This is a genomic window from Spiribacter halobius (assembly GCF_020883455.1).
GTDB classification, from domain to species: domain Bacteria; phylum Pseudomonadota; class Gammaproteobacteria; order Nitrococcales; family Nitrococcaceae; genus Sediminicurvatus; species Sediminicurvatus halobius.
The window spans coordinates 3,610,797-3,634,792 of record NZ_CP086615.1; the positions used below are offsets into that span (position 1 = coordinate 3,610,797).

General features: G+C 73.3%; 20 protein-coding genes and 1 riboswitch. Of the genes, 4 read left to right on the plus strand and 16 right to left on the minus strand.

From position 1 onward, the window contains the following. The first annotated feature begins 1 nt into the window (after window position 1). From LMH63_RS16875 to LMH63_RS16890, 4 genes are read left to right on the plus strand one after another with little or no spacing between them, the layout of a single operon-like run. On the plus strand, window positions 2-814 hold the full coding sequence (locus LMH63_RS16875; protein WP_109678636.1) for a (2Fe-2S)-binding protein: 813 nt from the start codon (window positions 2-4) through the stop codon (window positions 812-814). Next, window positions 811-1,740: an ABC transporter substrate-binding protein gene (locus tag LMH63_RS16880; protein ID WP_109678637.1), complete on the plus strand. Its 930-nt coding sequence runs from the start codon at window positions 811-813 to the stop codon at window positions 1,738-1,740. Before LMH63_RS16875 ends, LMH63_RS16880 begins: the two co-directional genes overlap by 4 nt. Next, window positions 1,737-3,608, plus strand: a complete 1,872-nt coding sequence (locus LMH63_RS16885; RefSeq protein ID WP_109678638.1) for an ATP-binding cassette domain-containing protein — start codon at window positions 1,737-1,739, stop codon at window positions 3,606-3,608. Before LMH63_RS16880 ends, LMH63_RS16885 begins: the two co-directional genes overlap by 4 nt. Next, entirely contained in the window at window positions 3,605-5,311 is a 1,707-nt protein-coding gene (locus LMH63_RS16890) for an ABC transporter ATP-binding protein (RefSeq protein ID WP_109678639.1), read from the plus strand. The genes LMH63_RS16885 and LMH63_RS16890 overlap by 4 nt, the downstream gene beginning before the upstream one ends. A 337-nt stretch (window positions 5,312-5,648) precedes the next feature. Here LMH63_RS16890 and LMH63_RS16895 read toward each other — a convergent pair whose 3' ends face one another. From LMH63_RS16895 to LMH63_RS16970, 16 genes are all read right to left on the minus strand, one after another. Further along, complete coding sequence (locus LMH63_RS16895) at window positions 5,649-7,097, minus strand: cobyric acid synthase (RefSeq protein WP_109678665.1); 1,449 nt, start codon at window positions 7,095-7,097, stop codon at window positions 5,649-5,651. 14 nt (window positions 7,098-7,111) lie between these two features. Next, the gene (locus LMH63_RS16900) at window positions 7,112-7,984 is read right to left on the minus strand and encodes a cobalamin-binding protein (protein WP_109678640.1); all 873 of its coding nucleotides are present in this window, start codon (window positions 7,982-7,984) and stop codon (window positions 7,112-7,114) included. Next, on the minus strand, window positions 7,981-8,979 hold the full coding sequence (cobD, locus tag LMH63_RS16905; protein WP_109678641.1) for a threonine-phosphate decarboxylase CobD: 999 nt from the start codon (window positions 8,977-8,979) through the stop codon (window positions 7,981-7,983). The genes LMH63_RS16900 and cobD overlap by 4 nt, the downstream gene beginning before the upstream one ends. Then, window positions 8,972-9,877 (minus strand): adenosylcobinamide-phosphate synthase CbiB, encoded by a 906-nt coding sequence (gene cbiB / locus LMH63_RS16910; RefSeq protein WP_229332805.1) that lies wholly within the window; start codon window positions 9,875-9,877, stop codon window positions 8,972-8,974. Before cbiB ends, cobD begins: the two co-directional genes overlap by 8 nt. A gap of 178 nt (window positions 9,878-10,055) precedes the next feature. After that, window positions 10,056-10,661 (minus strand): cob(I)yrinic acid a,c-diamide adenosyltransferase, encoded by a 606-nt coding sequence (gene cobO / locus LMH63_RS16915; protein ID WP_109678643.1) that lies wholly within the window; start codon window positions 10,659-10,661, stop codon window positions 10,056-10,058. Then, a complete protein-coding gene (locus tag LMH63_RS16920) occupies window positions 10,654-10,953 on the minus strand; it encodes a DUF2149 domain-containing protein (RefSeq protein WP_109678644.1) in 300 nt (99 codons plus the stop codon). Before LMH63_RS16920 ends, cobO begins: the two co-directional genes overlap by 8 nt. Before the next feature lie 208 nt (window positions 10,954-11,161). Beyond that, a complete protein-coding gene (locus tag LMH63_RS16925) occupies window positions 11,162-11,599 on the minus strand; it encodes a MotA/TolQ/ExbB proton channel family protein (RefSeq protein ID WP_229332636.1) in 438 nt (145 codons plus the stop codon). A gap of 18 nt (window positions 11,600-11,617) precedes the next feature. Next, window positions 11,618-15,916 carry a cobaltochelatase subunit CobN gene (locus LMH63_RS16930; protein WP_373317940.1) on the minus strand — a complete coding sequence of 1,433 codons (4,299 nt, stop codon included), beginning with the start codon at window positions 15,914-15,916 and terminating at the stop codon, window positions 11,618-11,620. Further along, window positions 15,916-17,706, minus strand: coding sequence for a TonB-dependent receptor domain-containing protein (locus LMH63_RS16935; RefSeq protein ID WP_109678647.1), 1,791 nt, complete (start codon window positions 17,704-17,706; stop codon window positions 15,916-15,918). The genes LMH63_RS16930 and LMH63_RS16935 overlap by 1 nt, the downstream gene beginning before the upstream one ends. 120 nt (window positions 17,707-17,826) lie before the next feature. Then, window positions 17,827-18,049: riboswitch (cobalamin riboswitch) on the minus strand. A 252-nt stretch (window positions 18,050-18,301) separates the two neighbouring features. Then, entirely contained in the window at window positions 18,302-19,069 is a 768-nt protein-coding gene (locus tag LMH63_RS16940) for an ABC transporter ATP-binding protein (protein ID WP_109678648.1), read from the minus strand. After that, window positions 19,066-20,064 (minus strand): FecCD family ABC transporter permease, encoded by a 999-nt coding sequence (locus tag LMH63_RS16945; RefSeq protein WP_109678649.1) that lies wholly within the window; start codon window positions 20,062-20,064, stop codon window positions 19,066-19,068. The genes LMH63_RS16940 and LMH63_RS16945 overlap by 4 nt, the downstream gene beginning before the upstream one ends. 4 nt (window positions 20,065-20,068) lie before the next feature. Then, window positions 20,069-20,770, minus strand: a complete 702-nt coding sequence (gene trmB, locus LMH63_RS16950) for a tRNA (guanosine(46)-N7)-methyltransferase TrmB (protein WP_109678650.1) — start codon at window positions 20,768-20,770, stop codon at window positions 20,069-20,071. 189 nt (window positions 20,771-20,959) lie between these two features. Continuing rightward, the gene (locus tag LMH63_RS16955) at window positions 20,960-21,739 is read right to left on the minus strand and encodes a thiazole synthase (RefSeq protein ID WP_109678651.1); all 780 of its coding nucleotides are present in this window, start codon (window positions 21,737-21,739) and stop codon (window positions 20,960-20,962) included. Between the two features lie 54 nt (window positions 21,740-21,793). Continuing rightward, window positions 21,794-21,994 (minus strand): sulfur carrier protein ThiS, encoded by a 201-nt coding sequence (thiS, locus tag LMH63_RS16960; RefSeq protein WP_229332806.1) that lies wholly within the window; start codon window positions 21,992-21,994, stop codon window positions 21,794-21,796. Window positions 21,995-22,059: 65 nt separating this feature from the next. Next, window positions 22,060-23,541 (minus strand): tripartite tricarboxylate transporter permease, encoded by a 1,482-nt coding sequence (locus tag LMH63_RS16965; RefSeq protein ID WP_109678653.1) that lies wholly within the window; start codon window positions 23,539-23,541, stop codon window positions 22,060-22,062. 3 nt (window positions 23,542-23,544) lie between these two features. Then, window positions 23,545-23,979 (minus strand): tripartite tricarboxylate transporter TctB family protein, encoded by a 435-nt coding sequence (locus LMH63_RS16970; RefSeq protein ID WP_158280368.1) that lies wholly within the window; start codon window positions 23,977-23,979, stop codon window positions 23,545-23,547. Between the last annotated feature and the right edge of the window lie 17 nt (window positions 23,980-23,996).

The window sequence follows — 23,996 nt, forward strand, 5'->3', positions numbered from 1 at the left end:
GGTGCCGGACCATCCGCTGGCCGAGGCCCTCGCCGAGGCGACCCGCGCGGAGCCCTGGCTGGCAGCCCGCATTGCCCCAGGCGCGGGGGGCGAGAGCCTCGCGGGGCTCGCCGCGGACGCCGGCCGCCTGGAGGACCTCGCCGGGCGCATGGCGCACACCCACGGGTCGGACGAGGTCTTCGTCGGCGCCACGCTGCTGTTCGAGCGCCTCGCCGCCATCGCCTCGATGGCGCTGGCTTTCCCGTTCTACCTGCGGCAACGCCTGCCCCTGGCCGGCCCCGAAGCCCTGCATGTCGGCTTCGGCGCGGACGGCGAGCCCGATGGCATAACCGTCACGGACGCGGCTTTCGCCTGCCCGGAAGGCGATCCCGCCACCGGCCATGCCGATGCCCGGGTGCTGCCGGATGCGGCGGCCCTGCGGGCGCTGCTGCGCGAGCGCCTGGTCACGGTGGTCAGCCCGCTGGTGACTGCCCTGGCGCGCCCGGCGAAGCGCGGCCTGCGCACCCAGTGGCGAGGCGCGGCGGACATGATCACCATCGCCGCCTGGTGTGCCGGCGGCGCCGCGGGCGACGAGGACGGTGGCATCGCCCTGGCCGAAGCGCTCTGCGAGGCCGGCGCGCCACTGGTGGGGCAGGCCGGGTTCCGGCCCTTCGAGCACCGCGGCGTGGTGTACCGGCACCGGGTGCGCAACACCTGCTGCCAGCGATACCGGATCCCCGGGAAGGGCTACTGCTTCACCTGCCCGCTGCCGAAGCCGGCGCAGCGCGAGCGGCGCTGGCATGAGCACCACGAGGCGCGCGGCGACCCGCAATGAGAGCGCTGATCCTCCTGCTGCTGCTCGCCCCGGGCCTCGCGACGGCCGCGGAAGGCTGGCCGCGGGTGATCGAGCACCCCCTGGGCGAGACCCGCCTGCCGGCGCCGCCGCAGCGGGTGGTCGCGCTGGAGGTGGGCCAGAACGTGGACATGCTGCTGGCCCTCGGGCTGCCGCCGGTGGGGTCGATCACCTACGGCCTTGCCGCGGCCGACCAGCCCGCCGCCTGGCCGCCCGCCATCGCCGCGCAGGCGGCGGCCGCCGGCATCCGCTCGGTGGGCTCCCCGGGGCAGGTGGACCTCGAGGCCATCGCGGTGCTCGAACCGGATCTGATCATCGCCAACGAATGGGGCGGCCACGAGGCCTACGCGGCCCTCTCCCGCATCGCCCCCACCATCACGCTGCCCTTCGAGCGCCACTTCGTGCCGCCCCTGCGCGCGCTCGCCCGCGCGCTCGGGCGCGAGGCGCGCGCGGAGGCCTGGATCGCCCGCTACACCGCCCGCACGCTCGAGCTGCATGAGGCGCTTGCGGGCACCGAGGTTGCCATCGTGCGCCCTCGCCTGCAGTCGGTCTGGATGTACGGGCCGCCCTCAAACGCCGGGCGCGTGCTGGGCGAGGCCGGCGTCAGGGTGCAGCCCCTGCCGCCAGGCGCCTCCTTCACCGCTGACGCCCCCGGGGCCATCGGCGAGCTGTCCCTGGAGCGGCTGCCGGCGATCACCGCGCCGCATCTGTTCGTCATCCTCTACAACCTGGAGCACCACGACGGCCTCCAGGGCTATCTGCGCGGCCCGCTCTGGCAGCGGCTGCCGGCGGTCGAGGCGGGCAACGTGCACGGGGTCGAGGGCATCGCCTGGACCAATCACGGCCCCATCGGCGCCCTGCAGATGCTGGAGGAGGCCGCCGCCGCACTCACCGGCGAGGTGCCATGAGTCCCGCGGCCGCGCTGCTCGTCGGCCTCGCCCGGGAGCATTCCCGGGCGCTCGCCGGCGGCGTGGCGGTCGGCCTGCTCTGGCGGGGCGGCCAGCTCGCCGCGCCGGCGCTCACCGAGGCGGCCATCGACCGCGGCCTGATGCCGGGGGACGCGGGCGCGCTGCTCGTCTGGACCGCCGCGCTCGCCGTCACCGGGCTGCTGGTGGCGATCACCACGGGGGCGCGTCATCACTACGCCGGGCGGGCTGGCTACGGTGCCGAGGCAAGCCTGCGCGAGGCCCTCGCCGGGGCGCTGGCCGGCAGCGCGCTGGGCGCTGCCGAGCGCACCAGCCGCGTCACCGGTGACGCCCGCGCCGTGGGCGCGCTGTTCGAGGCCGCGCCCAGCAATGTCGGACTGGTGGTGGCGCTCGCCGGCGCCACCACCGCCCTCATTGCCACCGACCCCTGGCTCGCCGCCGCCGGGCTTGCACCCCTGCTCGCCCTCGGCGCGGTGACCGTGGCGGCGGTGCCGGGCCTGCGCCGACTCAGCCACGCCCTGCAGCAGAGCCGCGCCGCCCTCGGTGCCACCGTGGGCGAGTCGGTCAGCGGCATCCAGGTGGTGCAGGGGGTCGGCCTCGCCGCCGGCCTCGACCGGCGCTTTGCCGCCGAGAGCGCTGCCGCCCGCTATGCGGGCGAAGCCTTTGCCGACCGGCAGGCGGCACTGGCCGGGCTCGGCACCCTGGCCACCGGGCTCGGCCTCGCCGGCCTGCTCACTGCCGCGGCCTGGCGGCTGCCCGGCGGCAGCATCACCCCGGGCAGCATCGTGGCCGCGAGCGCCTACCTGCTACTGCTCGCTCCCGCGGTGCAGGGGCTCACCTGGCGGGTGTCCGCTGCCGTGCGGGCCTGGGCGGCGGCGGAGCGCCTCGCAGGGCTCGCCGCGAGCGCCCCGCAACGACCCTCGGGCAGCGCCGGGTTGCCGGACCTAGCCCGCATATCTCACCGATTCGCGAAGCGAGGGCGTGGAGATGGCGGGCAGGACAAGGCGCGCGAGAGTCCGGGCGCGCAGGCGTACTCGACAGTACGTCGAGCACCCGGACCGAGCGCAACGCAGGACTGCCCGCCAGATCCGCGCCCGCAGCCGGGAATCGGTGAGATATGCGGGCTTACCGGGCACCTGGTGTTCGAGGGGGTGCGGGTCAGCGCCGCGGACGGTACGCCGTGCCTGAACCTGGACCTCGCGATCCCGGCGGGGCAGCGGGTAGCCGTGCTCGGCGCCTCCGGCGCCGGCAAGAGCCTGCTGCTGGCCCTGGCCGCCGGGATCGACACACCCGCCGCCGGGCGCGTGACCCTGGACGGCGTGGCCGTGGCGGCACTCTCGCCCGAGGCGCGCCGCCGGGCCGTGGCCGTCGGCTTCGGCACGCCGTTCCTGTTCGCGGACACGGTGGCGGCGAATATCGCCCTCGCCCGGCCGGACGCAGTTGCCGCGGAGATCGAGGCCGCCGCCCGCGCCGCGGCCCTGCACGAAGAGATTCTGGCGCTGCCCCACGGCTACGCCACCCGCCTCGGCGAGCGCGGCCTGACCCTGTCCGGCGGGCAGCGCCAGCGGCTCGGCCTCACCCGTGCGCTGCTCGCCCGGCCGCGGCTGCTACTGCTGGACGACGTCACCTCCGCCCTCGATGCCGCCACCGAGGCGCAGATCCTGCCCCGCCTGGCAGCGGCCGCCACCGGGCGGACGCTGGTCTTCGCCACCAGCCGCCCGGCGCCCCTTGCGCTCGCCGAGCGCGTGCTGGTGCTCGAGGCCGGCCGCATCGTCGCGGATGGGGCGCCCGCCGAGCTCGCCGATCATCCCCTGCTGCGCGCCATGGCAGCGGGCGGGGAGGTCCGGTGAGCGGCCGCGCGCTTGCCCTGCTGCGCACCCTGCTCGCGCCACACCGCGGCCGGGTGCTGGCGGCAGTCGCGCTGGCGCTCGCGACGACCGGCGCGGGCCTGGTGCCACCGGCGCTGGTGGGCCAGGCGGTGGATGCCGGCGTGCTGCCGGGAGCGCCCAGGGCGGTGCTGGCCGCAGCGCTTGGCATCGCCGCGGCGGTCATGGTCGCGGCGCTGGCCCGCTGGGCCCTCACCCGCCTCGCCGCGCGGCTGGGCGAGGCGGTGCTGGCGGCCCTGCGCGAGCGCGTCTTCACCAACGTGCTGAGGCTGCCCCTTGCCTTCCATGAGCGCAGCCGCACCGGCGGGCTGGTCTCGCGGCTCACCGCCGACGTCGAGGCGGTGGGCGAGGTGGCCCGCAACGGCGCCGTGGAGACCGTCGTGGCCCTGCTCCAGCTCGTGCTGGTGGTGGGGGTGCTGGTGGCACTCTCGCCGCCGCTCGCGGCGCTGCTCCTGCTGGCCGGGCCGCCGGTGTGGTGGCTCGCCCGCTGGTTCCAGCGCCGCATCGGCCCCGCCTACCGGCGCTATCGCGACCGCGTGGCGGAGACCTCGGCGCGCCTGCAGGACGGCTTCGCCGGCGAGGCGGAGCTCGCGGCCAGCGGCGCCCGCGAGCGCCAGCTTCGCCGCACCCGCAGCGCGAGCCGCGCCGAGCGCCGCACCATCGCCTACGGCTATGCCCTCGAGAACCGCTTCTTCCCGGGGCTGGAGCTTGCCGAGCTGGCGCTGGTGGCGCTGGTGCTGGTGGCGGGTCTCGTGCTCGGCGGCGTGGAGCTGGTCAGCGTGGGCGTGGTCGCGGCCTTCGTTCTGTACCTGCGGGATCTCTTCGGCCCGGTGGAGGAGCTCTCCTTCTGGCTCGACGAGCTGCAGTCCGCCGGCGCGGCGCTGGACGCCCTGGCCGGGCTGCTCGCCGTACCCCAACCCACGGCGCCGGACACCGGGCAGCGGCTGCCCACACGCGGCGGGCTCGCCCTGGAGGGCGTGCGCTTCGCCTACGGCCAGGGGCAGGACGAGATCGACGGCGTGGACCTGACGGTGGCCCCGGGGGAGCGGCTCGCCCTGGTGGGGCCGAGCGGAGCCGGCAAGACCACCCTGGCGCGGCTGATGGCGCGACTGCTGGTGCCGCGGGCGGGCACTGTCCGCTACGGCAGGGTGGACCTGGCGGACGTTCCCCCGGCGACGGTCCGGGAGCGGATCGTGCTCGCGCCCCAGGACGGGCATCTGGTGAGCGGCACGGTGGCGGACAACCTCCGCCTAGTCGCCCCTGAGGCGGAGGACGCGACCCTGGAGGCGGCGCTGGCGGGCCTCGGGCTCGGCTCGCGGCTGCCCCTCGCCCGCGGGGTGGGGCCAGGCGGCGCCTGGCTCTCCGCAGGGGAGCGCCAGCTGCTCGCGCTGGCGCGGCTCGCGCTGCTGGACCCGGCGGTGGTCATCCTCGACGAGGCCACCGGCGCCCTCGACGCGGCCACCGAGGCGGACGTGGACGTTCTGCTGCAGCGCCTGCTCGCCGGGCGCACCGTCATCGTCATCGCCCACCGCCTCGCCAGCGCCTGGCGCTGCGACCGCGTGGCGGTGGTGGAGGCGGGGCGCATCGTCGAGATCGGGCCGCCGGTGACACTGGCAGCAGGGAACGGCCGTTTCGCCGAGTTGCAGCGGCTGGCCCGACCGGCATAGGCGGCCTAGCTGTGATCTCTCAAGAGGTTGCCCACGGGGACCTCCTTTGCGGATGCTTGGTCGGCACCCGCCATTGGGCGGATGCCGAAATCCTCAATCCGCGACGCCAGCGACAGGTCGCCGATGCGTGGCACAGGCGAAGCGTGGCGGTCTCTCCCGGGAGCCTCTGCGGCAGGGATGACGCAGTGGAGCCTTCAGGGAAGCGCTGAGCCATTCCCGTGGGTCTCTGCGCTTCCCGCGAGACGGATCCACGGCGTGTCCCGGGAAAGGGGGCCGCTCCCCGCCCTGGGCACCACGGCCACATGCAGGGTCGCTCTCGCTTGCGGCGGGTGCAGACCTACCTGGGCGCTTGGCTCTGCCGTGAGCTGGCGAGCAGGGCATCAATATCGACATGCTGCTCGAGCGTGTCGGCGAGGCGTTCGATACCCGCCTCGCGCAAGTCGGCCTGGTCCGGGAGCTCGAATGCCTCGAAGCCGCAGCGGGCGAGGAGGGCCCGGCGGGTCTCAGGGCTGTCGAAGAGGCCGTGGAGGTAGGTGCCGAGCACCCGACCGTCGGCGCTCGTGGCACCGTCCGGGCGTGAGCCGAGATCGGCGACCGGGCGCAGGGTATCCGGGCCGTCGGTCTCGCCCATGTGGATCTCGTAGCCCGTCAGGGCCGTCGTCTCGGGGACGAGCTGGCCGCGGACGCGGTGCAGATGCTTGCTGGCACGCAGGCGGGTGGTCACTTCGAGCAGCCCCAGGCCCTCGCTGCTGCCCGCCTCGCCCTCGACCCCATCCGGGTCGTCGATGCGCTCGCCGAGCATCTGGTAGCCGCCGCAGAGGCCGATGACCGTCCCGCCGTAGCGCAGGTGCCGTTGCAGATAGGCCGGCCAGCCCTCGCGACGCAGCCAGGCGAGGTCCGCGCGGACGTGCTTGCTGCCCGGCAGCACCACCAGGTCCGCCGCCGGCGGGTGCTGGCCGGGGCCGACGAAGCTCACCGCGACGCCGGGCGTCAGCGCCAGGGCATCCAGGTCCGTGTGGTTGCTCATGCGCGGCAGCGCGGGCACGACGACGCGGAAGTCGGCCTCCGCGGTGGCGTCGCGGCGCGCCAGGCTGTCCTCCGCCTCCAGGTACAGCCCCTCCAGCCAGGGCAGCACGCCCAGCACCGGCTTGCCGGTGTAGCCGGTGAACCAGGCGAGCCCGGGATCAAGCAGGGACGGATCGCCCCGGAAGCGGTTGATGATCACGCCCTGCACCCGCGCCCGCTCGCTCTCCGATAGCAGCTCCAGGGTGCCCACCAGGGTCGCGAACACGCCGCCCCGGTCGATGTCCGCCACCAGCAGCACCGGACAGTCCACCGCCTCGGCGAAGCCCATGTTGGCGATGTCGTCGGCGCGCAGGTTCACCTCCGCCGGGCTGCCCGCGCCCTCGGCGACGATGATCTCGTACCGGGCGGCGAGCCGGCGGTGGGCGGCCAGCATCTCGGCCCGCAGGGCGCGCTTGCGGGCCTGATAGCCCCGGGCGTCCAGGTCTTCGCGTACCTGGCCGCAGACGATCACCTGGGCCGTGCGGTCGGCGGTGGGCTTCAGCAGCACCGGATTCATGTCCGAGTGGGGCTCGAGCCCGCAGGCGGCGGCCTGGGCCGCCTGGGAGCGGCCGATCTCGCCGCCGTCGACGGTGACGGCGCTGTTCAGCGCCATGTTCTGGGGCTTGAACGGCGCCACCCGCAGGCCGCGGCGCCGGAATGCCCGGCACAGCCCCGTGGCGACGGCACTCTTGCCGGCGTCCGAGGTGCAGCCCTGGACCATGAGCGTCAGCGCCGTCACGGCTGGACCTCGCGCACGCGCTGCAGATGCCGGCAGAGCCGCTCCGCGCCGTCCAGGATGCGCGGCCCGTGCCGCTGCAGCAGGTCCGGGTGGACATGGTAGAGATGGCCCTCACGCACGGCGCGCAGCCCCGGCCACTGCCGCCAGTCGTCGAGCCACTCCGGTCGCGAGGCGCCCATGCCGCTCGCCACGATCGCCTCCGGATCGGCCCCGAGGACGGCCTCCCGGGTGATGCTCGGCGCCAGAGCGTCGGCCTCGGCGAAGGCGTTGCGGCCCCCGCACAGACGGATGATGTCGCTGATCAGGTGCTCGCCGTTGACCGTCATCAGCGGCCGGTTCCAGATCTGGTAGAGGACCGTGACCGGCTCGGCACCGGCGTAGCGGCGGCGCAGGGCGTCCCATCGGGCCCGGAAGACCTCAGCGCGCTCGTGGCCACGCTCGCCGTGGCCGGTCAGCGTGCCGAGACGCTCCAGCGCCGCGGCGATGTCCGCCAGCGTGCGCGGCTCGCTGACATAGACCGGCACTTCCAGCTCCCGCAGGCGCTGGATGGTGCGCGTGCCGTTACCGCTGCCCCAGGCCACCACCAGGTCCGGGTCCAGAGCGACGATGCGCTCCAGGTCCACGGCGTCGTAGCCGCCGACACGGGGCACCTCGCGGGCGGCGGGCGGATAGTCGCTGTGACTCACGGCACCCACCACCTGCTCGCCGGCGCCAACGGCGAACAGCAGCTCGGTGGCATGGGGCGCGAGGCTGATCACGCGCTGCGCCGGCGCGGGCAGCTGCAGCCGCTGGCCGGCGTCATCCACCACCTCGACGGCGGCCGCCGCCAGCAGCGGCCAGCACAGCAGCGCGAGCCACGCCCACCTCATGCGCCGGCCTCCCGGCGCGCGGCGGGCAGAGCGTCCGCCAGCCGTGACCAGGCGGCGCCCTCGTCCGGCGGCAGCCCGATGCGCAGCCCCTGCGGCTCGCGGAAACGCCGCACCAGAATCGCGCGCCGCGCGAGCGCGGCGGCAAGCGCATCCGGCGCCGACAGCGGTGCCCAGGCGTAGAGGTCCGTACCGCCCTCGGCGGCCAATCCGGCGTCGGCGAGCAGGGCGCGCAGACGGGTCGCCGCGGCCGCCAGCTGCCGGCGCTGGCGCGCCTGCCAGGCCGTGTCCGTCAGTGCCGCGGCGGCCACCATGCGTGCCGGCCCCGCCACCGGCCAGGGCCCTGCGAGCTGGTCCAGTGCCGCGCGCACGCCGGCGGCGGCGCCCACGAAACCGACCCGGGCACCCGCCAGGCCGAAGAACTTGCCCATGGAGCGCAGCACCACCAGCCCCTCGCTGCCGGCATCGCCGATGACGCTTACCTCCGGCGCCACGTCGGCGAAGGCCTCGTCCACCACCAGCCAGCCGCCCCGCCCCATCAGGGACGCCTGCCAGCGCCGCAGGCGCGCCACCGGGACGTGGCGGCCGGTGGGGTTGTCCGGGTTGACGACGACGACCACGTCGGCGTCGCTCACGGCCTGTTCCAGCCCGCCGGGCCGGTACTCGCTCACGCTGTGACCGGCGCGCCGCCAGGCCGCCGCGTGCTCGGCGTAGCCCCCGGCTGGGCAGGCGACGAGGCCGGGCGCCCGCAGCCAGGGCAGCAGGCCGATGGCCACCTGGCTGCCGGCCACCGGTGTCAGGGCAGCGGTGCCGTAGTACGCCTCGGCGGCGGCGAGCAGCCCGTCCTCGGGTTCCGGCAGGCGGCGCCATGCCTCGGCAGGCAGGGCCGGCGGCGGATAGCCCGTGGGCGCGATGCCGGTGGAGAGGTCCAGCCACTCCCCTGCCGGGATGCCGTGCTTTCGCGCCGCGGCCTGCAGGCGCCCGCCGTGCTCAAGCAAGGAGCGCCCCTCCCCCGATCGCGAGCAGCCAGACGACCAGCGTGCGGTGGACCAGGGCCATTGCCCGCTGGATATCCGCGCCCGCCGGCCCCTCACCCGCGCCCAGCACCGGCCGCTCACGCCGCGTGCCGTGGTAGACGGCCGGCCCGCCGAGGCGCAGGCCGAGGGCGCCGGCGCCGGCGGCCATCACCGGTCCGGCGTTCGGGCTCTCCCAGGCCGCCGCCTGGGTGCGCCAGGCGCGCAGGGCGCCCCGGGTGCGACCGGTGAGCGCATAGCCCAGTGCCGTCAGCCGGGCCGCAGGCCAGTTGAGGACGTCGTCGGCCCGGGCGGCGAAGCGCCCGAAGGTGCCGAAGCGCTCACTGCGATAGCCCCACATGGCATCCAGCGTGTTCGCCAGCCGATAGGCAACGACGCCGGGGGCGCCCGCCAGCACGAACCAGAACAGCGGCGCGAACACCGCGTCCGCCCCGTTTTCCAGCACGGACTCCACCGTCGCCCGGGCGCAGCCCTCGGCGTCCAGCGCCGCGGTATCGCGGCTGACCATCCGCCCGCTGGCCGCCCGCGCCGCGTCCAGATCGCCATCGGCCAGCGCTGCGGCCACCGGCCGGGCGTGCTCGTCGAGGCTGCGCCCGCCCAGGGCAAGCCAGAGCAGCAGCAGCGAGATCGCCATGCCCGGCCAGCCCGGCAGCGCCCCAAGCACCGCCGCCAGCGCCGTGGCCGGGAGCACCAGCAACGCCCAGGCCGCCGCGCCGCGCCAGGCATTACCGGCGTGCAGCGGGCGGTTCCAGCGCCGCTCCAGCGCCTCCGCCAGCCGGCCGAACCCCGCCAGCGGATGCGGCCGCGGCTCCGGGAGCAGGCGGTCGAGGGCGACGGCGGCGAGGGCGATCAGGGCAGTCACGGGTCGGCGGAGTTGCAGGTTGCCAGTGGCAAGTTGCAAGCAGGAACTCGATACGCGGTCGGCAGGGTCTGTAACACTGACCATGACGCCATACACGGCTTAATGAGCCGCGGCGCTCCGATTCGGGCTCGCCTGCCACTTGCAACCTGGGACTTGTAACTCGAGCTGTGAGCAGAGCTCATAGCTCGACCCCCTTCTGCGCCTTCACCCCCGCGCGAAACGCGTGCTTGACCATCTTCATCCAGCTCACGGTGTCGGCGGCCTCGATCAGGGCGTCCGGGGCGCGGCGGCCCGTGACGACGACGCTCTGCATGCGGGGGCGGGCCTGGAGGACGGCGAGGACGCGATCCAGCTCCAGGTAGCCCTTGTCGAGCACGATGTTGAGCTCATCCAGCAGCACCAGCTGCAGGGTATCGTCCGCGAGCATGGCCTCCGCGCGCTGCCAGGCCGCCTCCGCGGCGGCCACGTCGCGCTCGCGGTCCTGGGTCTCCCAGGTGAAGCCCTCGCCCATGACGTGATAGTCCACCTCCGGGAAGCGGCGGAAGAAGGCCTCCTCCCCGGTGCTGAAGCTGCCCTTGATGAACTGCACCACCCCCACCCGAAAGCCGTGGCCAAGCGCCCGTGCCACGGTGCCGAAGCCCGCCGTGCTCTTGCCCTTGCCGTTGCCGGTGTTCACCACCAGCACGCCGCGGTCCTCCGTGGCCCGCGCCACACGCTCGTCGACGATGCGCTTCTTGCGCGCCTGCGCCGCCCGCCAGGCCTCGGGGTCGTGATCTTCAGCCATCGTCCTCTCCCACCATGATCAGCCTGCCCGTCTCCGGGTCCCGATAGACGCGGCCCACCGGCTCCATGCCGGCCCCGCCCTCGCCGTACACGCCTGCCGGCGGCTCGGCGAGCTCCTCACCCCGCTCCACCACCTCACGCCCCGTCAGCACCTCGCGCAGATCGTCGCTGCGCGCCGCCAACGCCACCAGCAGCCCGCAGATGAACACGAGCATGATATCGGTGAGATTGGCCAGGGGACCCATGGGGTCGGTTTCCTGGGTGTCGAAGCGGGTCTGGGTGAGCCTTTTCATAGCGCCTCTCCGGGGCGGGTACTAGCGACGCTTCATAGCGTCGAGTTGCAAGTTTCAAGTTGCGAGTTGCAAGCTCCAGGACCGGCGCCCAAACACCGTAACCGCGACATTGGCGCCAGCTTCTGCAGCACCCGTTGAAGCCGGTGCATTCGAACTTGCAACTTGCAACTTGCAACTTTGAACTGCGGCTGCTGGAGGCGCTGGGCGCCTAGGCGCCCAGCGCCTCCAGCAGACCCTCGTACCACCGCCGCCGCAGCCGCCCGATGACGAAGGCGATGGCGCCGGCCAGCAGGCCGACGACGGTGGTGTCGAAGGCGACGGTGACGGCAGTGGCGAGGACGTCCAGCTCGCCGCGGCCGAGGGCGGCAAGGCCGGGGCCGAGGGGGATCAGGGTGCCCATCAGGCCAAGCATCGGCGCGAGCCGCGCCACCAGGTCCACCCGCTCGATGCGCCGTCGCGCCAGCGCCTCCACCCGCGCCGGATCCGCTCCGGCCGCAAGCCGGCGCAGGCCGCTAAAGCGCTCGCCCACCGCCGTGCCGCTATCCCAGACGCACACCACCACCGCCACGCCCAGCGCCACGAGCACCGGCTCCAGCAGCAGTCCGGTGAACCCGTGCAGCAGCGTAACCAGGGGACTGTCCAGCATGCCCGTCTCTCCTCAGTTTCAACCGGCGGCGCGGGCGCCCCGCCAGGCGCCCCCGGCGAGCAGCACCACCACCAGCCCGGCAGCCGTCCAGCGCCACGCGCCGACGGCTGCGAATGGCTCTCCGCCATGCTCCGGTTCGCCCGCGGCAGTGCTGCGGCCGTCCCGGCGCGCCGGGGGCTGCCCGCCCGCCGCGTCCGGCCGCTCTTCTTGCAGCGGCGCGATCTCGGTCACCGTGGTGAGGGTCGTCGCCTCCGCGTAGGGCTCGCCACGCGCCGAGGCGAGCTCCGCCTCGAAGGCCTCGCGGGTGGCGGCGTCGAGCCGCTCAGCAACGGCCTTCAGCATCGGGTGGTCCGGCGCCGTGTGGCCGCTGCCCGGCAGCCCGTGCTCGATGATGCCCTCGGCGAGCTCCCGGGAGAGGGCCTCCAGGCGCGCCTCGCCGGGCTCCCAGAAGCCCCGCTCGGCGGCCACCAGCAGCACGGCCCTCATCTGCAGGCCCACGGCCGCATGGCGCTTCCGGTCGAGGAATTCATCCACGCCGAGACCGTGGGCGTCCTGGAAGTAGACCCGGTCCACGGCCTCCCAGGCGCTCGCCCCCACCAGCTCCGGGCTCGTCACCTGCCAGCCCCAGAGGTTCTCCAGAAACCCGGTGCCGAAGGTGCGCGCCCCGGCATAGCCGTGCGCCAGCAGCGGCTCGATCCAGGCGGGGTTGAGGTAGCGCCCCCGCAGCTCCTGGCCGAGGGCGGTCTCCAGGGGCCGGAGTGCGGGTGCCTGCGGATCCGAGAGGTCGACGATACGCCCGCGGGGCGGCTCGCCGGTGAGGGTCTCCACGGCGAGCCCGAGGCCGCCCAGGTAGTCGAAGGCGTCATTGTTGTCGAGCAGGCCGTAGAGGTGGCTCGCCCGACCCAGGTAGCTGCGCCGCACCCGCTCGAGCGCGCCGCGGAAAGCCTCGCCGGCGGGCTCGCCGTAGGCGTCCGCGCCATAGGCGTGGCCGAGACGGCCGAGGTAGGCCTCGCCCAGCTCGCCGCGCGCCTCCCAGGCGCCGGAGCGCTCGGCGAGGGTGTTGATGCCGGCGCCGTAGCTGCCAGGCGCGTCGCCGAAAACCCGGCGCACGGCCTCGCGGCCGGCGGCGGCCGGTGGCTCTCCCGCGGCCAGGGCCGCACGGGCGTCCGCCACCCAGTGGGCGGCGAGCCGGTTGCGCTCCAGGGGCTCCGAGCCCGCCTCGCCTGTTCCGTCGAGCGGGGCCAGCGCCGCCTCCAGCGCGGGCACCAGCGCCGGGTGCCGCGCGCGAATGGTGGCCGCCGACCCCTGCAACGCCAGGCGCACCGCCCGATCCACGAGCTCGAGCAGGTTGCCGTACAGATCCCGGAACAGCCCCGAGGTGGTGAACACCACGTCCCGTCGCGTGGCGTCGTTGGCGAGGGGCACCCGGCGCAGGCCGCTGACGATGCCGCGGCTGTTCCACTCCGGCGCCACACCCAGCAGGGACAGCCCGAAGCCCACCATGGCGCCCTCGTCCCGCACGGTGTCCGAGGCCCAGAGCACCACCGCCTCGCTGCCGCTGCCGCCCCGTGCGCGGGCCTCCGCGGCCATCTCCGCGCCGAGCTCGTAGCCCACCCGGGTGGGCAGCAGGCTGCCGTCGAGGGCGTGGAAGTTTCGCCCCGTGGGCAGGACGTCCGGATTGCGTACCGGGTCGCTGCCTTCCCCCGGGCGCACGAAACGCCCGTCCAGCCCGCCGAGAAGGGCCTCGCGCTCGGCCGCCGGCGAGGCCGCCAGCGCCTCCCCCCAATGCGGCTCGGGCTCGCCGTCACCGGCCATGGATTCGAGCATGAGCCCGCGGTCGGCCTGGGTCCAGTCGGCGCCGAAGACGTGCAGCCCGCTCGGCATGAACTGCTCCTGCAGCTCGGTGAGATAGTGCCCGACCTCGTGCACCACCAGCTCCGGCTCCAGCTCGTCGAGGCGCGCCTCGGGCCAACCGAACTCCTCGGCGATGGCGGTCTCGAGCTCCCCGCGCAGATCCAGGGCGTCAAGGCGCTCGCGCAGGCGGCGGAAGGCACGCTCCCGGGCGGCACCGCCCGCCGCGCCCGCTTCCCAGGACTCCACGAGCTGACGCAGGCCGAGCAGGTCGTCGTAGAGGGGCGTGGTGCGCAGCGGCGGCGTGAGATGGTCGACGATCACGGCGAGCCCGCGGCGCTTGGCCTGCAGACCCTCGCCGACGCCATCGACGATATAGGGGTAGATCCCCGGCAGGTCGCCGGCAACCAGATCGGGGTAGTCGTCCGGCGCAAGTCCCGCGCGGCGGTGAGGCAGGAACTCGTAGGTGCTATGGCGCCCCAGATGCACCACCGCATCCGCAGCGAAGCCGTCCCGCAGCCAGTGGTAGAACGCCAGATACTGATGCGGCGGCGGCATGCCGAGGTTGGCGTGCAGGGCCTCCTCGCCTTCGTGCCATCCCCGCGGCGGCTGCGGGCCGATGAAGACGTTGCCGAAGGTGAGCCCGGGAAAGACGAAACGCCCGTCATGGACCATGACGCGCCCGGGCGGCTCGCCCCAGCCGCCGAGGCCCGGCACGCCGGTGCCGCGAATCGCCTCGATGAGCGAGGCCGCCACCTGCCAGTCCGGCCGGTGGGCCTGATAGAGGTCATCCAGGCGCTCCAGCAGCTCCGCCGCCCGATCACGGCCGGGGTGATCCAGCTCCCGCAGCAGGGCGCGCAGATCGCCAAGGACCGCGCGTCGCAGGTCGTCGGCAAGCCCCGGCTCACCCGCGCGGCGGGCGTCCCGCAGGCGCTGGTGCAGGCGGCCCAGAGGGCCGGCGCGCAGCTCCCGGCGCACCGATGCTGGCTGGCTGTCGAGCCACTCGCGGTAGGTGTCCGCGGGCATGCCCGGCACCTCGGCAGCCATGCCTGCCAGGGCCGCTGCGTCCTCGGGGAGGTTGACGCCCCGCGCCAGCAGCCGATCGGTCAGCGCCCCGACATCCGCCGGCAGCTCGCCGACGTCGTAGCCGGCAGCGTCGAGGTCACGCAGGATCCGCAGCAGCGAGGCGGGCACGTCGAGGTTGTCCGCACCGAGGTTCTGACGGCCCGGCGGATGATTGTAGAAGACGATGGCGATGCGTTTATCGGCATTCGGCTTGCGCCGCAGCGCCGACCAGCGTGCCAGGCGACCCGTCAGGCGCTCGACGCGCTCCGCATCCGGCTCGGTCACGGCAACGCGCAGGCCCGTGGCCTCATGGACGCGCGCCTCGGTGCTGTGGGCGAGCACCATGGGCTGGCTGACCCCCTGCAGCTCCGGCATGGCCACCCGCCAGTGGACGTCGTCGGCGGGGATACCGTCGGCCGAGAGGCGCCACTGGTCCCGGGTACGCTCGTCGAGCCGGATGCCCTGGAGCACCGGGACGTCCAGCGCCTGCAGCGCCGCCGTCGCCTCGGCGCGGCCATCGCCACCGCCGATGACGAATCCCTGCAGCGAGACCAGCGCCGCCAGGGGCGCCTTGCCGGTCAGCCGGGACAGGCGCTCGAGGGCGGCGACACTGGCCTCGCCCCAGCGCGCCAGCAGCACCAGGCACTGCAGATCGCGCTCGGCCAGGGCGTCACAGACGCTATCGAGCAGCGCCCGGTCACCCAGACGATCGCCGGTGTCGTGATCGAGCACGGCCACCACCGGGCGTTCCGGATCCAGGCTCAGCTCCCCGGCGGCAACCACCGCGCCGTCATGATAGAGGCGCAGCGGCGCCCGCGGCTGTGGCGGCGGCGCCTCGCGGCCGAGCAGCCAGGCAAACAGGGCCGCAAGATTCTCCGGGCTGCGGCCCTGCCAGTAGGCGAGTCCGGTGAGCCAGAGTGCCTGGTCGGGATGGTCCGCGGCCAGGCGCTCACGGTGGGTGACAGGGTCCTCGTCCGCCGCGGGATTGCCCGTAAGCTGATCGATGGTCTCGGTCTCGAGACCGGCCAGCGGCCGGCTCTCATCCAGCCGGCTGCTTCGGGTCAGCCGCCGGTCGCCGCTTACGGCCAGAAGCCGTGACGGGGGCGCCTCCCGCGCAAGCCGCAGCAGCCGGCCGACCACTGCGTCCTCGAACACGGCGCCCAGCAGCACGGCATCCGCGGCGCGCCAGTGCCTTGCAAGCGTCTGCTCGTCCATGCTGCGCACCTGGGCCTCGGTGCGGAGGATGATCTCGTCCGCCGGCTGGGCGTCCAGATGCCGCTCGGCCGCCGCAGCAGCGCCTGCTGCGGACCGCTCGGAGATCACGCCAAACAGCGTCTTCGCCCCGGCACCGGACACGAGGCCCAGTACCAGGGCGATGACAGCTGCGGCACGCAGCGCGATCACTGAGCAGCGGGCTCCCAGGTCAGGGTCACGAAGCCGGTACGGCCTGCGGTCTCGAAGCCGGCGACGCTCTGGTACTCCCGGTCGAAGGCGTTGTCCACGCTCAGCCGAAGGCGCCAGTCCGGAGCGAACCGGTACCCGGCCCCGAAACCGGCCACCGCGTAACCACCGAGGCGCTCATCCCCGTCCGGCCGCGGGCCGACGTAGCGCAGGTCGGCATCCAGGGCCCAGGGGCCGAGATCGCGCTCGACGCGCAGGGACGCGAGGCGCTGGGGCCGGCGGTTGAGCCGCTCGCCGGTGTCCCTGTTCTCCGGATCCTGCAGGGTCAGCGCCGCCTCCGCGCGCCAGGCCGGACGAGCGAATTCCAGGGTGAGTTCGGCGCCGCGGATGCGTGCCTCGCTCACGTTTTCGTTGCGGAAGGTGGTGGAGTCGTACTGAATGAGGTCATCCACTTCGGTGTGGAACGCCGCCAAACCCCAGCCGAATCCGCCGGCTTCGCCTTCGAGCCCGGCCTCGGCGCTCCTGGAGCGTTCGGGGTCGAGATCGGGATTCCCGGAGAAGAATCCGACGTTGGGGTAGTAGAGATCGTTGAACGTCGGTGCCCGAAACGCACTGCCGGCGCTGACGAAGCCGCGCACGCTCTCCGTGAAGGCGTATCCGACCGCGGCGCTGCCCGTCGTGGTCTCGCCGAAGGCCTCGTTGTCGTCGTGGCGCAGGCCCGCCTGCAGGTCCCAGCGGCCGAGAAACCACTGCTGCTGGGCGAAGACGCCGAGGTTGTCACGTCGGCTCTCTTCGAAGTCGAGATTGCTCGTGACCTCGTCGCGGTACCAGTCGACGCCGAAGGTGGTGATCACGTCGCGATAGCGGGCCGTGGTCTGCAGCGACGCCTGGTCACGATCGGTGGTGAAGCGATCGCCGTCTGCGGCGCGACTGTCGCTGTCGTCGCGGGCGCGTCCCAGCGCCAGGGTCATGTCCCACCGGTCAGTCACCCGGTAATCGGCGGCAACGCTAAGGGCCTGATTGACGTTCTCCGTCTCGTCCGGGCCGCCTAAGGTCGGCGAGGCGTCGAACTCCACCTCGCTGTCATTACGCAGCAGGCTGCCCCGGAGTGTCAGACGTGAACTCGGTGCGTACTCGCCGCGCAGGCTGACATTGCGCTCCTCGTAGCCGTCGTCGTCCGTGTCGCTGCCAGCCGCCTCCTGGACGTCGAAGCCGTCCGTGCTGAAGCCCCCGGCGGAGAGGCTCAGGCGGCCGTTCTCGAACTCGCGGCCAATGCCGGCGGAGAGGCTGCGGCTGTCGCGGCTGCCAGCGCCGAGGGTCACATGAGTATCGTTCGCCCGGGTGAAGATCTGCACCACGCCGCCGACCGCATCCGCGCCGTATAGCGTGGAGCGCGGCCCGCGCACCACCTCGATGCGCTCGATCCGGGCCAGCGGAATGCTCTCGAGCGCCGCGCTGCCCGCCGTGGCCGAGGCGACGCGAACGCCGTCGATGAGCACCAGCGTCTGATCGCTGTTGGTGCCGCGCAGGAACAGGCTGGTGCTCTGGCCGCGCCCACCGTTGCGTGCGATGTGCACACCCGGGAGCTCGGCGAGCAGATCCGGAAGATCCTGTGGCTGGCGCCGCTCGATGTCTTCGCGGGTAATGACCGAAACGCTGGCGAGCGTCTCGTCAGCAGTGAAGGGGTTGCGGTTGGGAGTGACCAGCAGTGGCTCCGTGGTCTCGGCCGCACTGGCCAGGAGCGGGCACGCAGCCAGCGCTGCGCCCGCGAGGAGGCGTCGGATCGTCATGCAATGCTCCCAGGTCGCGCCACCCGCGCGACGGTGTCGTTCTAGGTCTCATGCGGGAGCAGAGCGGGGCACGCAGCGACGCGGCGCGTCGGACGAGCCCGGGCGCCGCCTCCCGCAACGCTGGGCCAACGTCTCCAGGCCGGTCTCCGGGCTTGCGAGCGGGTGGGTGATCACCCCGGCGCCGCGCCTTCCCGGACCCGAGGGCCCAGTGGCAGATTGCGACGCCTTGTCTCGCCTACCGTTGCGGGGGCAGCGCCGGACTTGCCGTCTGTGACGGCGCACCGGCTTCCCGTTCAACCCCTGGGCCGGGTGGCCACGGGGCACCTGAAGCGATAATGGCGCCGGGAACAGTAGCGGCCCGTGGGCGGGGGGTCAAACCGGTGCCTGATTGGCAACGAGCTTCAGCTGCGCTGCCAGCCAGGTGGCGGGAACCCACGGCGGCCGAGCGAGGCTGGGCAGGAGCGCCCGGCACGGCCGTTACATCGGCCTCGGGGCCGCGGGCTCCTGGCGCCCGCATGGCTGAAGGTCTTTGCCAGTCGCGAACCGAGTTGCCCGAACGGCGGCGGATTCCTTTGCGCAACAGGGGCGTAGCCGGTCAGGCCGGCAGGAAGGCGCGGCGCCCGTCAGCGCTGAGGCAGCGCACCGGGTAGCCGTAGAGCCGGGTGAGATGGGTCTCGTCCAGCACGGCCTCGCGCCGGCCGAGATCGTGGCGGCCGTCGCCGTGGAGCAGCAGCACATGGTCCGCGAAGCGGTCGGCGAGGTTGACGTCGTGCAGAGTCATGACCACCGCCCCGCCCTGCTCCCGGGCGCGGGCACAGAGCAGCTCCAGCAGGCGTACCTGGTGGGGCAGGTCGAGATGGTTCGAGGGCTCGTCCAGCAGATACAGCCGGGGCGCCTGGGTCAGCAGCGTGGCGAAGGCGAGCCGCCGGCGCTCGCCGCCGGAGAGCGTGCCGACGTCCCGGCCCTCGAACCCTGTGAGGCCCGCGTCCGCGAGTGCCCGCCGCGCCCGTCGCTCGTCCTCCCGGCTCTCCCACTGCCAGGCCCGAAGCCAGGGATGGCGGCCGATGAGGGCGGTCTCCAGGACGGTCGCCGGAAAGGGGTCGAGGCTGTCCTGCGGCAGCACGCCCACCTGCTGGGCCAGTGCGCGGCGGGGCCAGAGGGCGAGGCCGCGCTGCGCCACCTCGATCGTACCCGCCGCCGGCGCGTGCAGCCCGGCCAGGGTGTGCAGCAGCGTGGTCTTGCCAGCGCCGTTGGCGCCGAGCACACACCAGCATTCGCCCGGCGCCACCGTGAGGTCGAGCGCCTGGCAGATCCCGCGCCCGCCGATGGTCACGGCCAGCCCCCGGGTGGCGAGCAGGGTCATGGTCCGGCCCCCGTCGCCGCCGGGCGCCCCCGGTGCAGCAGGAAAAGGAAGACGGGAACCCCGATAAGCGCCGAGAGCACGCCCACCGGCAGCTGCTGCGGGGCGAGCACGGTGCGCGCCAGGGTGTCCGCGAGGGTGAGGAAGCTGCCGCCGGCCAGCACGCAGGCGGGCAGCAGCAGGCGATAGTCGGTCACCCCGGCGAGCCGCAGCATGTGCGGCACCACCAGCCCGACGAAGCCGACGCTGCCGGCGAGGGTAACCGCCGCCGCCGTGAGCAGGGAGGTCAGCCCGAACACGGCGAGCCGCAGCCGGCCGACGGCGACCCCGAGCACCCGCGCCTGTACCTCGCCGCGGGCCAGCAGATTCAGGCTGCGCGCCAGCGCCATGGCCGCCATGAGTCCCGTGAGCAGCACGGCCGCCCGCAGTCCGGGCCCGCCGGCGCCGCTCAGGTCCCCCATCAGCCAGAACAGCATGCCGCGCAGCTCCGCCTGTGGTCCCACGGCGAGGAGAAAGCTCACCACCGCGCCCCAGCCCGAGGCCACCACCACGCCGTTCAGCAGCAGCCGCGCGGGCGTCCAGCCGCCGCGGCCGTGGGCCAGGCCGAAGACCATGAGCATGGAGGCGAGCGCGCCGAGGAAGGCGCTGCCGGAAACGGCGCCGGCGCCGAGCCCCGCCATCATGGACAGCAGCGCGCCCACCGCCGCCCCGCCGGAGAGCCCTAGGACGTAGGGATCGGCCAGCGGGTTGCGCAGCAGGACCTGCATCAGGGCCCCGGCGAGGGCCAGCAGTCCACCGGTGGTGAACGCGCTCGCCGCCCGGGGCAGGCGAAGCTCCCATATCAGGGTGCCGGCCATGCCGGCAGCGGGATCCAGCAGCCCGGCGAGCAGCGCCGAGGGCCGCAGCACCACGCTGCCAAACGCGCCGGCAGCCCCCACGGCCACAAGCGCGATCAGCGCCAGCGCCGGCAGGAGCACGAGCGCGCGTGTCTGCCGCATTGGATCAGGCGCCGTCGCGGCGACGCAGGATCAGATCGTAGACCTGATGCCCCTTGCTGCGCCCCCGCCGCTCGAACTTGGTCTGCGGCCGCTCGCCGCGATCCGGCGCGAAGCCGCCGGCCGGATTCTCCAGGCGCGGCTCGGAGCCCACCACGGCGAGCATGTGCTCGGCGTAGTCCGCCCAGTCCGTCGCCAGGTGCAGGAATGCCCCGGGCGCCAGGCGCTCCGCCACCAGCGCCAGCCAGCCGGGCTGCACCATGCGCCGCTTGTGGTGGCGCTTCTTCGGCCAGGGATCGGGGAAGAAGAGCTGCAGCCCGGCCAGGCTCGCCGGCGGGATGTTCTGGCGCAGTACCTCCACGGCGTCTGCTTCGAGCACCCGCACGTTGTCGATGCCCTCGCGCTCAAGGGTGCGCAGCAGCCGTCCGACACCACTGCGGTAGACCTCGATGCCCAGGTAGTTGCGCTCGGGGTGGGACAGCGCCAGCTCTGCCAGGGCCTCGCCGTCGCCGAAGCCGATGTCGAGCACCACAGGCGCGGTTCGGCCGAAGGCGGCGTCCAGGTCCAGCAGGCCCTGTGGGCGCGTCAGCCCGAAGCGCGGGTAGAGCTCGTCCAGCGCCCGCTGCTGGCCCGGCGTAAGCCGGCCCTCGCGGCGCACGAAGGAGCGGATGCGGCGGGCTGCGCCAGGCGGCGCGGTTTCGGCTTTCATGTTCAAGGTTTCGGGTTCGGGGGCGTCGCGGTTGGCAACCTTAAACGTTAAACCCGAAACCCGAAACTCCCCCGGGCGCCAACGGAGGATGCGCCTGCCGGCGTGTCGGCGAGCGCTGCGCGCTTGCCGACCCAGCCCGCCTATCTCACCGATTCGCGGCTGCGGGCGCGAATCGGTGAGATAGGCGGGCTACGCTATGGTGCCCTCCAGCGGCGAGCTGGCGGAGGCGAAGCGGCGGCGCGGCATGCGCCCGGCGAGGAAGGCCTCGCGACCGGCCTGCACGCCCTTGCGCATGGCCGAGGCCATGAGCAAGGGATCGCGGGCGCCGGCGATGGCGGAGTTCATGAGCACCCCGTCGCAGCCGAGCTCCATGGCGACCGCCGCATCCGAGGCCGTGCCCACGCCGGCGTCCACCAGCACCGGCACGCTGGCGTTCTCGATGATGGTGATCAGGTTGTACGGGTTCTGAATCCCGAGCCCGGAGCCGATGGGGGCGGCCAGCGGCATCACCGCCACGGCGCCCATCTCCTCCAGGCGACGTGCGGTGATGGGATCGTCGCTGGTGTAGACCATGACGTCGAAGCCGTCCGCCACCAGCTGCGCGGTGGCTTCCAGCGTGGCCGGGATATCCGGATAGAGCGTGGTCTGGTCGCCCAGCACCTCGAGCTTGACCAGGCTGTGGCCGTCGAGCAGCTCGCGGGCGAGCCGGCAGACCCGCACCGCGTCCCTGGCGGTGTAACAGCCGGCGGTGTTGGGCAGGATGGTGAACTCCGAGGGCGGCACCGCGTCGAGAAGATTCTCCTCGTCGTCGCGCTGGCCGATGTTCGAGCGACGCAGGGCCACGGTCACGATCTCGGCCCCGCTCGCCAGGATGGCGGCGCGGGTCTCTTCCAGATCGCGGTACTTGCCGGTGCCGACAAGCAGCCGGGAATGGTACTCGCGCCCGGCGATGGTCAGGATATCGGTCACAGTCGGGTGTCCTCGGACGGTCGGGAAAGGGTCGGCGCGCGGGACGGCGCCGGCTCAGCCACCACCAATGGCGCGTACGACCTCTACGCGGTCGCCAGGCTGCAGGGGGTGACTGGCGTGCTCGCTGCGCGGCAGCACCTCCTCGTTCAGCTCGATGGCAACGCGCCGGCCGGCGAGCTCCAGCGTCTCGAGCAGGTCGCCGACGCACGCGCCGGGTGGCAGCCGATAGGGCTCACCGTTGAGCAGAATCTCAATTTCCGCGGCTTTCGGTTCCATATAACGGATTATACCGGAGCCTACCCGTTTCCGGGAGCCGTTGATTAGCGCCTGCGGCGGAGCAGCATCGGCAGGACGATCACGACTCCGGCCATTACCCACAGGGTGATGGCGATGGGGCTGCTGAACAAGGCCGACCACTCACCATCGCTGAGGTTCAGGGTACGCCGCAGATTGGTCTCCATCGGCCCACCCAGCACCAGGCCGAGCACTATGGGTACGAGGGAGATCTCCAGACGCCGGAACAGATAGCCGAGCACCCCGAAGAAGGTCATCGTGAGGATGTCGAAGGGGCTGTGGCTGATGGAGTAGATGCCGACGAAGGCGACCAGCGTCACCGAAGGCATGAGCGCCCAGGTGGGGGTGCTCAGCATGCGCACGAACAGCCCGATCAGTGGCAGGTTCATCACCAGAAGGACGACGTTCGCCACGTACAGCGCGGCGATGAGCCCCCAGACGAGATCCGGCTCGTTCTCGAACAGCAGCGGCCCCGGCGTGATACCGAGGGACACCAGCATCGCGAGCAGGATCGCCATGGTGCCGCTCGCCGGCACGCCGAGGGCCAGCAATGGCACCAGGCCGCCGCTGACGCCGGCGTTGTTCCCGGCCTCCGGGGCCGCGACGCCGCGCTTGTCGCCCTTGCCGAAGGTGCCGCCCTTGTCATTCAGGCGCCGCTCCAGGCTGTAGGCGAGGAAGGCGCCCAGCGAGGCGCCTGCACCCGGCAGGATGCCGCCCACAAAGCCGACCACGCTGGAGCGCAGCATGGTGGCCCAGGTACCCGCCACCTCGCGCACCGCCCGGGTGATGCTGCCGACGCGCACCGGCTCCTGGGCGCCGCGAATATGGGCATCGATGAAGGCCAGCAGCTCGCTGACGGCGAACAGGCCCACCAGCGCGACGATGAAGTCCACCCCCTCGTAGAGCTCCAGCAGGCCGAAGGTATAGCGGGGGACGCCGGTGCCCGGATCCAGGCCGATGGTGGCGAACATCAGCCCGACGATGGTGGCGATGAGCGTCTTCAGCGGCCGGGCGCCGGTGACGCTGGTGATCGCGGAGAACGCCAGGATGTAGAGCGCAAAGTATTCGGCCGACCCGAAGCGGATCGCGAAGCTCGCCAGCCAGGGCGCAAAGAACATGAGCGCGATGATGGAGATGGTGGCGCCGACGAACGAGGCCACTGCGGAGATGGCCAGCGCCGCCTCGGCCCGGCCCTGGCGCGCCATGGGGTAGCCGTCCAGGGTGGTCATGATGGCCGGCTCGTCCCCGGGGATGTTGAGCATGATGCTCGAGATACGCCCGCCGTACATGGCGCCGTAGTAGACGCAGAGCAGCAGGATCATCGCCGAGTCGGCGCCGAGGCCGAGGCTGAACACCAGCGGGATGAGGATCGCGATACCGTTGGCAGGACCGAGCCCTGGCAACGCCCCCACCAGCGTGCCCGCAAAGGCGCCGAAAAGACCCAGGGCGATGTTGGTCGGCGTCAGCGCAACGGCGAAGCCGGCGAGGAGCAGGCTGAGGGTTTCCAAGGCTCAACCTCCGAACAGGGCGCCGGCCGGCAGCGGCAGCCCGAGCACCGGATCGAACAGGATGAACAGCCCGATGCTGACGCCGACCCCAAGCACCGCCGCAGGCCCCCAGCGCCCGCCCAGCTGCACGGCCAGCACCGCTATCGCCGCAGCCGTTGCGGGGATGAATCCCACCGGCTCGAGCACGAAGGCATAGGCGACCAGCACGGCCACCGCGACGATCTGGCGCACCAGGGCAAGCCCATGCGGCCACTCGACCCCCGGCCCCGGCCGGAACAGCAGCACCAGGGCGGTGATGCCGAGTGCCACCGCCAGCAGCTGGGGAAAGGCGGACGGGCCGAGCGGGTCGGAGGTGAACGCGCTCTGGTAGTTGCGCCCGACGACCCCATAGGCCACCGCGAGCACGAACAGCAGCGCGCCCACCACCCGATCGCTCATGCCCGTCACCTCCGCGC